The 9,322-nt window shown below is 58.8% G+C and carries 9 protein-coding genes; 4 read left to right on the top strand and 5 right to left on the bottom strand.

All coding sequences use genetic code 11. The features are described 5' to 3' along the window. Nucleotides 1-26 precede the first annotated feature (26 nt). Nucleotides 27-443: a transposase gene (locus IQK56_RS31160; RefSeq protein ID WP_425274544.1), complete on the top strand. Its 417-nt coding sequence runs from the start codon at nt 27-29 to the stop codon at nt 441-443. A 3-nt stretch (nt 444-446) separates the two neighbouring features. Here the strand turns inward: IQK56_RS31160 and IQK56_RS13270 are convergent, their stop codons facing one another. The 5 genes from IQK56_RS13270 to IQK56_RS13250 form a co-directional block, all read right to left on the bottom strand. Next, a complete protein-coding gene (locus tag IQK56_RS13270; RefSeq protein WP_104685793.1) occupies nt 447-914 on the bottom strand; it encodes an alpha/beta fold hydrolase in 468 nt (155 codons plus the stop codon). A 37-nt stretch (nt 915-951) separates the two neighbouring features. Further along, a complete protein-coding gene (gloA, locus tag IQK56_RS13265; protein WP_044342709.1) occupies nt 952-1,335 on the bottom strand; it encodes a lactoylglutathione lyase in 384 nt (127 codons plus the stop codon). A 158-nt stretch (nt 1,336-1,493) separates the two neighbouring features. Then, the gene (locus tag IQK56_RS13260; RefSeq protein WP_193901723.1) at nt 1,494-1,703 is read right to left on the bottom strand and encodes a hypothetical protein; all 210 of its coding nucleotides are present in this window, start codon (nt 1,701-1,703) and stop codon (nt 1,494-1,496) included. Then, the gene (locus IQK56_RS13255) at nt 1,700-1,873 is read right to left on the bottom strand and encodes a hypothetical protein (protein ID WP_193901722.1); all 174 of its coding nucleotides are present in this window, start codon (nt 1,871-1,873) and stop codon (nt 1,700-1,702) included. Before IQK56_RS13255 ends, IQK56_RS13260 begins: the two co-directional genes overlap by 4 nt. A gap of 58 nt (nt 1,874-1,931) precedes the next feature. Then, a complete protein-coding gene (locus IQK56_RS13250; RefSeq protein ID WP_064493289.1) occupies nt 1,932-2,336 on the bottom strand; it encodes a hypothetical protein in 405 nt (134 codons plus the stop codon). Nucleotides 2,337-2,582: 246 nt separating this feature from the next. Here IQK56_RS13250 and IQK56_RS13245 point away from each other — a divergent pair, with 246 nt between their 5' ends. From IQK56_RS13245 to tnpC, 3 genes are all read left to right on the top strand, one after another. Beyond that, nucleotides 2,583-5,498 (top strand): Tn3-like element IS1071 family transposase, encoded by a 2,916-nt coding sequence (locus tag IQK56_RS13245; protein ID WP_034350331.1) that lies wholly within the window; start codon nt 2,583-2,585, stop codon nt 5,496-5,498. 159 nt (nt 5,499-5,657) lie between these two features. Then, entirely contained in the window at nt 5,658-8,675 is a 3,018-nt protein-coding gene (locus IQK56_RS13240; RefSeq protein WP_033992796.1) for a Tn3 family transposase, read from the top strand. Next, a complete protein-coding gene (gene tnpC, locus IQK56_RS13235) occupies nt 8,675-9,037 on the top strand; it encodes a Tn3 family transposase post-transcriptional regulator TnpC (protein WP_017849612.1) in 363 nt (120 codons plus the stop codon). Before IQK56_RS13240 ends, tnpC begins: the two co-directional genes overlap by 1 nt. Nucleotides 9,038-9,322 lie beyond the last annotated feature (285 nt).

Genomic DNA, 9,322 nt, shown 5'->3' with positions numbered 1-9,322 from the left:
CCTCTCCCGCAAACGACCCCGAGAAGCTGCACATCTCCAAGAGCACGCTGTACAGCTACCTGCGCCACCGTGGTGTCGAGATCGGCGCGTACCAGAAGAGCGCCAGGTCACGCGACCAGCAGCCTTCGGCCGCGTCGCCGGCAGAGCCGCCCGCCGCCGAGCGGGTGGCCACCGTCACCCTGCGCCTCGCGGTGGTGAATAACAGCAAGTTCGTGCGCGGCCGGAAGCGGGCCACGGAGAACATTGAGCGCTACTGCCTGGAGCCCTATGGCATGAAGCGGCTGGATGCCGGCCACTATGAGTTGACCATTCCGTATCGGAGCGACGATGAGCTGGACAAGAGCGTGCATGACCTGCTGACCGAGATCAGCCAGGAGGCCGACATGCGCAACTGTTTTGTCGAGATGGGCGCCTGGGAAGAAGACACCGAAAAGCGTTGGTAGGGCTTACGTTGGTTTTTGGTTCCATTGCTCCCCAAACCCCAACTTCACCGCTTCGGTAAAGGCTTCCATCGTGTTGGCGATGTTCTCGAAGCGATAGCGGTAGTTGCGCGCCGGCGGCACTTCGGTGAGGCCGAACCCCGGAAGGTCGGGCGCGATGACGTGATAGTTGGCGGCCGCAAGCTTCGGGATGAGATCGCGGAACATGTATGACGAGCCACCGAAGCCCATGAGCAGCAGCACCTGCGGGCCTTCGGCGGGTCCGGCCTCGCGGTAGAAGACGCGCACGCCGTCGACGACAGCATAACGGTATGCGACCGGCGTGCTTGCTGCAGCGGCTGCTGGAGCCGCTGTGGGTGCAGCGTGCGAGGCGAGCGATGCGCCCAGGCCAAGACCGATGGTCGTTGCGACCAGTCCGGCGCTAAGAAGGCGACGCGCAGAGCGAAGCCAGTTGAACGTGTCGAATGAATTCATGCTGGTTCCTTAAAAAAGTGTGGGTGCCGCGTTGGATTCAGCGGCGTTGGATCAACTCGATTCGGTAGCCGTCGGGGTCGTCGACGAAAGCAATCACGTCGGGCTCGCTGCCATCCGCTGGGCGGCTGCTCAGTGGACCGGCGGGCCGGCTGACGCTCGCGCCGAGCTGCTTCAAGCGCTCTACGGCGGCATACACGTCATCCACGGCCAAGGCGATATGACCGTAGGCGTTTCCACGCTCGTATTCGCTGCGACCCCAGTTGTGGGTGAGCTCGATCACGCTGTGATCGGCCTCACTGCCGTAGCCCAGAAAGGCGAGCGTGAACTGGCCGTCCGGGTAGTCCTCGCGGCGCAACACGTCCATACCGAAAACCTCGGTGTAGAAGCGCAGGGAGCGATCCAGGTCGCCCACGCGCAGCATGGTGTGCAGAAGGCGGCGCGGCAGTGCTGCCTCAACTTCGGGTGTCACGTCTGTGCTCCTTGAAGAAGCGGCGCCGTCGGTCTGTGCCGGCGGCGCGCCTTGAGAGGTCGTCCGGCGCACCCACGATCAGCGGGTGCACCTGCTGCTTAGCGCTGACTTCAGCTCAGTTCGCCGCCGAAGCGCTGCACGCCCTTGCCGGTGGCAAAGTTGTGCAGTCCGAAGCTCGGGAAGGTGCCGCGCAGGCCTTCGAACTTGCCGGTGGAATCGACCACCTTGTGCATGACGGTGAGCGAGACCTCGTCGATGCCCGGCACCTGGATGCCTGTGGCGGTGTCGACCGTCGAGATGCGGCTGCCGTCGCGGCTCATGAATTCATGAACCATCGTGAAGCTCGCGCGGCGTCGACGAACTTGATTTCACTGGTGGCCTTGGCCCAGATCGGGCCGTCGAAGTCACCGTCGCCGGTGGCCAGGAAGGTTTCGATATGCGGCAGGTATTGCACGGCGGCGAAAGCGCCGATGCTGAGGGGCTTGGACATGATGCACTCCTAGGTTGGTGTTGCCCCTCCCGCGATGAACGAGAGGGACCTGTTTAGATCAAAAGATAAGGGCTTCCGTGGACCTTGTCCATTCGCCGTTCGAGAACAAGTAGCCCCATGCGCGAAGCCGCAGGTGCCATCCATCCTTCGAGTTGTATTCGCGCCAAGCCGCCACCTCGAGCTGTTTGTCGATGATGCCTTCGAAGTCTGCGCTTAACGGGCTGTACTTGACGGTTTTGAGTTCCATGAATCCCTCGATACCGCTGAGATTCAGCCGGTACCTGAGGGCATCTCCCTGCCCTTCCTCGAACGCCAGGAGTGGCACCCGCAGACGGGGCACCCCTTCCCAGTCACCCATCACCAACTCTAGGCATCCACAGTAGTCGGGCTCCCCGGCCTTGCCGCCGTTCGGGTTTGCGATAAGTTTGCCTTCGACGGCTTCACAGCTAACAAATAGTGTCATTGCGTTTCTCCATAGGTTGCCCGTTCGACATCGACGGGTACAACGAGATGCGCCACATCGAACAGTACGATTGAGCGTCCACAGATCTGACGACCCTATTGGGGGTCTCCTCGTTTTCAGTGCAATAAGTGACGGTACGCAAAGCTAGCACTGGCGCGGGGGTGGTCTGGGTAGACCGTTGATTTCATTGACTTTCCTGTTCGCTTTGTAAACGGGTATGGTGGCCTCCCACTTTTGAGGTTCACGATGCAGGGTTGGCACACAACGTTTTTGGGGATGCGTGGGCTCCCCCGCGATATCAGCGACTTCGAGATGAAGGCATTTTTCACCTTCGATGGTGCCGAGCGCGACGCAATCAATGCACGCCGAGGTGATTCCCACAAGCTTGGTCTGGCGCTCCATATTGGTTTCCTGCGCATGAGTGGGCGTTTGCTCGGTGCCTTTCGGGTAATTCCAGTAGCCTTGTGGCGCCACCTTGGCAACGAGCTTGGCATTGCAGCACCAGAAGTCGCCTCGCTGAGAGCCATGTATGAACGCGGGCGCACGCTATTCGATCACCAACAAGTAGCCTGCACGGTCCTTGGATTCCAGTGGATGAGCGAGCACCAGCGCCGCTCACTGGTACGTGAACTGCGCGACGAAGTGGCGCGCTGCGCCGACCGCGATCAGCTACTCGTGCGGGCGCGTCAATGGCTGTACAAGAACAAGCTGGTGATCGTGCACGAGCGGGCAATTCGGACACTGATTGCGGCGGCACTTGCCCAGCTTGAAGTTGAAACAGGCACCGCCATCGCCGCCAGCGTTGATCCAGCAACACTTGATCGCTGGCGAGCCTCAGTTTCAGAGCTGCGCCCAGATGGACAAACCCAGCAGAGTTGGCTATGGGCTGCACCGGCGAAACACTCAACCCGCCAAATCAGCGAGGTACTGGAGCGCATCGACCTGCTTTACACGCTGGACGTTCATAAGCACCTGGCAGACATCCCCGATCTCATCTTGCGCCGCTACGCGCGCCGACTTGTCTCCAGGCCGCCCTCAGCCGGAGCCAAGATCAAAGAGCCAGCGCGCACCGTGGAGGTCGCATGCTTTCTTCGGTATTGCCTGTTCACCACCACAGACCAGTTGATCCTTATGGTGCAGCGCCGGATCGCCGATCTGTGGCGTCAGGCTGCCGCCGATGTCCCCGCTACCGTCAATTGGGCCGCAATGTACAAAACGCTGCTCGGCGAACTTGTTGCCTTGAGCGCGCAAGGTGCGGTGCCAGATGCTGAGTTGCGTGCCCGTCTTGAAGCCTTGATCACCGAAACCCAGAAACGCAAACCACCGAGCAGGGCCTCCCTGGTCCGCGAGGGATTGATTGATGGAATTCGCCCCGTGCGGTCGTTGCTCGTCGCCATTGCAAAGCTGCCCTGGCAGGCCACCGGCGAGCATCCTGCCATCGAGTACCTTGCCAAGCTGCAAGCTTTATATCTCAAAGGATCCAGAAAGCTGCCAGTTGAAGTGGTGGCACCAAGTCTGGGAATGATCTGGCAGGTTTCGATCTCCAGCCCAGACCGGGAACGGGCGTTTCAGGCGTTGGAGGTGGCCACCCTGTTTGCCCTGCGCCGCGCGGTGCGCAATGGCTCGGTCTGGATTGAGCACAGCCTGAGCTTTCGGGGTCGTGCGCGCTTGTTCTTCACGGACGAGCGTTGGCAGGCAGAGTCCAAGAAACACTATGCCCGTCTATCGTTACCCAGCAAGGCTGCCACTTTCTTGAAGCCTTTGCTGGCCAGAGTAACTGCCGGTGTCGATGCGGTGGCCGCTGCAGCCCGCAGTGGCGTACTGCGCGTGGATGATGAACTCCATTTGTCGCCATTGCCCGCAGAGGACGAAGACCCAGAAGTGACCAAGCTGCGCGCGGCTTTGGATCACCGCATCGGTGAGGTTCAATTGCCGGAAGTGATTCTGGCCGTTGACGCCCAGGTGCGCTTTAGCTGGATCATGCTCGGACGTGAGCCGCGCTCTACCGACGAGCTGCTGATGGTCTATGCCGGCATCATGGCCCACGGCACCAGTCTGACTGCGGTCGAATGCGCGCGCATGATTCCGCAATTGTCTGCCACCAGCATTCGCCAGGCCATGCGCTGGGCGCGGGACGAACGGCGTCTGAGCCAGGCCTGCCAGGCTGTGCTGGAATTCATGCAGCGACACCCGATTGCCGCCACCTGGGGGCGGTCCGATTTGGCATCTTCTGACATGATGACCATGGAGACCACCAAACGGGTGTGGCAAGCCCGGCTTGATCCTCGGCGCAACACACCTTCCATTGGAATCTACTCCCATGTAAAAGACCGGTGGGGCATCTTCCATGCGCAGCCCTTTGTGCTCAATGAGCGCCAGGCGGGCGTGGCCATTGAAGGTGTCATCCGCCAAGAAAAGCTGGAGACCAGCCAGCTTGCTGTGGATACCCATGGCTACACCGACTTTGCCATGTCACATGCCCGTTTGCTTGGTTTTGATCTTTGCCCGCGGTTGAAGGAACTCAAACAGCGCCACCTCTTTGTGCCACGCGGCACCAAAGTGCCCGCAGAAATCGCTGCGGTGTGCGAAGCCAATGTCGACGTCGCTTTGATCGAAAAGCATTGGGATAGTCTGGTGCACCTGGCAGCCTCGGTCATGAGCGGACATGCCAGTGCGGTGGCAGCTCTTGCGCGGTTCGGTTCTGCCGCCCAGGGCGATCCAATCTATGAGGCTGGCGTGCAATTGGGGCGGTTGCTGCGTACGGCGTTTTTGGCTGACTACTTTGTCAAGGACGCTTTCAGGAACGAGTTGCGCCGGGTGCTCAATCGGGGCGAGGCTGTTAACGCCCTCAAGCGCGCCATTTATACCGGCCGGATCAGCCCGGCGCAGGCCAAACGTGTCGATGAAATGCAGGCTGTGGCCGATGCGTTGAGCCTGATGGCCAACATCGTGATGGCGTGGAATACCTCACAGATGCAGGCGGTCCTGGATCGCTGGTCGAACCGCCGCCAGGTCATTCCACCGGAACTGATCGAGAAGATTGCGCCCACCAGGCTGGAGAGCATCAACTTGCGGGGTGTGTTTCGCTTCCCGGTTGACCGCTATGCTGACCAAATCCTGCCTTCGCGGCCAAATGCATCGATAACTGGCACCAATGGATGAAACCGACCAGGGGTTATGCCGAGATAAGGCAAAAATTAGGACATTCGTTCTGCAAGATATTGAACTAAAAGGAAATTTATTGAGTTCTTGATTGCTGGTCATCCCCCGCCTGACTAGCCGTCTATGCTGATGTTTTGCCTTACTTGGGGGATGAACTCAATGGCTTCGGTGGAAAGGACAGCCTACCCGCTCTTGCCCAGTCAGTTGCCAGCTAAGGAGCTGCATCGATGCTATTCCCTGTCTGATTCAGAGATCGAATGGGTCAATAACACCGCTAAGAGTCCAGCGCTATCGATTGGGCTGGCAATCCAACTAAAGGTGTTTCAGCAGCTACACTATTTTGTTCCGTTCGAGGAGCTTCCTCAGGAGCTCATCAGTCATGTCCGACAATGCCTTCGCTACGGCGCACGAATAGCTCCGCGCTACAGCAACCCCCGCACCCTTTACCGACACCAAGCGGCGGTTCGGCAGTACCTGCAGGTTACACCCTTCTATAGCAGCGACGGGCTAGCGATCACTGAGGAAATCGCACGTGACTGCGCTGTAGTGCTTGAGCAGCGAGTCGATCTCATTAATGCCATGCTTGATGAGCTGATTCAGCGTGGCTATGAGCTTCCGGCTTATTCGACGCTCAACAACATCGCAGAAACCGCTTTGGCGAGTGCTCAGGAAGTTACCTTCAACCTGATCGTGCTCCGAGCGCCAATCGAGGTGATCTACAAGCTAAAGGAGCTGCTCGACACGGATTTCGGGCGTCGGCAGAGTGACTTCAACGCACTCAAGCAGGCACCCAAGAAGCCTTCCCGCAAGCACCTGGAGGTGTTGATCGACCACCTGGCGTGGTTAGAGAGCTTCGGAGATCTGGATGCCATTCTTGAGGGGGTCATCGATGCTAAGATCCGCCACTTCGCCACCCAAGCCGCCGCGTCGGACGTCGCCGAGCTGAAGGACTGCTCGCTGCCGAAACGCTACACACTGATGCTGGCCTTGATCTATCGGATGCGGGTGCGAACTCGGGATCACCTGGCCGAGATGTTCATCCGACGGATTTCGACGATCCACAAACGCGCCAAGGAGGAGTTGGAGCAAATCCAGGCGCGGCAACGCCAGAAGCTGGAGCAACTGGCGGCCACCCTGGATGGCGTGGTGCAGATTCTTGTTCAGGAACCGGATGACCAGGAGGCTGGCAGTCTGATCCGGGAATTCCTCTCTCCCGATGGCAACCTGGATCGGTTGCGCGAGACTTGCGCCGAAGTCCAGGCTACGGGCGGTAACAACTACCTGCCGCTGATCTGGAAGCACTTCAAGTCCCATCGCTCGCTGTTGTTCCGTCTGAGCCACCTTCTTCAACTGGAACCCACGACTCAGGATCGCTCACTTATCCAGGCGCTTCAGCTCATCCAGGACAGCGAAAATCTACACCGCGAGTGGATCGACGAGCATGTCGACTTGTCGTTTGCGTCGGAGCGCTGGGTTAAGGTCGTGCGTCGTCCTGCCAGTGAAGGGCCACCTACCAACCGGCGCTATCTGGAAGTCTGCGTGTTCTCTTACCTGGCCAGTGAGCTGCGCTCGGGTGATATGTGCGTGCTGGGGTCGGAATCTTTCGCCGACTACCGTAAGCAGTTGCTGCCCTGGGAAGAATGTTTCCATCGTCTACCGGCCTACTGCGAAAAGGTGGGGCTGCCTGGCACGGCGAAGGAGTTTGTCGCCTCCCTCAAGATTCAGCTGGAGGAAACCGCGCAGCATCTGGATGAAAAATTCCCTTCTTGCCGAGGTGACGTATCGATCAATGAAGCCGGCGAACCGGTGCTACGCCGAGTGATAGCGCGGGACATCCCGCCTTCGGCCATCTCGCTACAGACGGCGCTTATGCAGCGCATGCCGGCCAGGCACGTGCTCGACATCATGGCCAACATTGAGCATTGGATTCAGTTCACTCGGCATTTCGGGCCGATGTCCGGCAACGAGCCAAAGCTCAAAGAACCGGCCGAGCGCTACCTGATGACGATCTTCGCCATGGGCTGCAACCTTGGCCCCAACCAGGCCGCACGGCATCTGGCCGGTAATGTCACGCCGCACATGCTGTCCTATACGAATCGCCGCCATCTCTCGCTTGAGAAGTTAGACAAGGCTAACCGCGAGCTGGTGGAACTCTATCTGCAACTTGACCTGCCCAAGCTCTGGGGCGATGGCAAGGCGGTGGCCGCGGACGGTACGCAGTTCGACTTCTATGACGACAATCTGCTGGCCGGCTACCACTTCCGCTATCGCAAGATGGGGGCCGTGGCGTACCGACACGTGGCCAATAACTACATCGCGGTGTTCCAGCACTTCATCCCGCCTGGTATCTGGGAGGCAATCTATGTGATTGAGGGGTTGCTCAAGGTCGACCTCAGCGTCGAACCCGATACGGTGTACTCTGACACCCAGGGCCAGTCGGCCACGGTGTTCGCCTTCACTCATCTGCTGGGCATCAATCTGATGCCGCGTATCCGCAACTGGCGCGACCTGGTGATGTGCCGGCCAGATCGCGGCGTTTCGTATAAACACATCAACCGTCTGTTCACCGACACCGCCGACTGGCACCTGATCGAAACCCACTGGCAGGATCTGATGCAGGTCGCGTTGTCAATCCAGGCCGGCAAGATTTCCTCACCTATGCTGCTGCGCAAACTTGGCTCCTACAGTCGGCGCAACAAGCTCTATCATGCCGCGCAAGCGCTGGGCAGCGTGATCCGGACGATCTTCCTACTCAACTGGATCGGCAGCCGCGAGTTGCGCCAGGAAGTCACCGCCAACACCAATAAGATCGAGTCCTACAACGGCTTCTCTAAGTGGCTGTCCTTTGGCGGTGACGTGATCGCCGAAAACGATCCGGACGAGCAACAGAAACGCCTGCGCTACAACGACATGGTGGCCTCGTCGGTGATCCTGCAGAACACCGTGGACATGATGCGCATCCTGCAGAAGCTCGCCCGTGATGGCTGGCAGTTCACTGACGACGACGTATCGTTTCTCAGCCCCTACCTAACCAGCAATGTCAAACGTTTTGGGGAGTTCAACCTGAAACTCAAACGCCCACCGGAACCCTGGATCAAGGATTCCATTTTCCAGCAGGCTGCGGGATCAATGCGTGCGAAACAGATGTCTGACAGCAACGTTGAGGTGACGAACTGATGCATATCCCGCCAGCTTCGTTCCGCGTGACACCTTATGGGGACGTCGATACCAAGGTACTCGACTCTCTGCGTGCAAGCTACGACACCGCTCAGTTGCTCAACTTGGTCGACCGGCTGGATGCCTGCCTTGCTGAAATCGGAGGGGTCGGCAGCATTCGAGAAGACTTCCTACGCCTGCATGGCATGGCCATGACGGTACTGGAAGGTTTCCCCCTCACTGTGGCTACCAGTGATGTCGACAGTATTTGGGCGCAGGCGATGGCCCTTCAAGAGGATATTTCTGCTTTATGTTCATGCTTGCAGGCGGGTTCTAAACACGTTGCTCCTTTGGCAGCGCTTGCTCCTGACTATCAGGACTAGACTATTCGTGCAAATGGGCTGCCGGCAGACTGAATACAATGGAGGTGCAGAGTAAAACTGATGCTGCAGGACTGACGAGTAACTCTATAGCATCGCTGTACTGTGGGGTGAATTTGACTCTGGGTAGCCGGTTTTGACGCCCTGTAGGCACGCTGCCATCCTCCCGGGCATCGGCCTAGATAAAACTACTGACGAAGCCTTCGGGCTTACATTAGCCACGAGCGGACTTGCATTAAATCTCAATGGACTCACGCTTTCTAAAAAAAACCAGAGCCACTTTCCAGA

It is taken from the genome of Pseudomonas cyclaminis (assembly GCF_015163715.1).
Taxonomy (GTDB): Bacteria; Pseudomonadota; Gammaproteobacteria; order Pseudomonadales; family Pseudomonadaceae; genus Aquipseudomonas; species Aquipseudomonas cyclaminis.
This window is presented reverse-complemented; position numbering and strand designations above follow the sequence as displayed.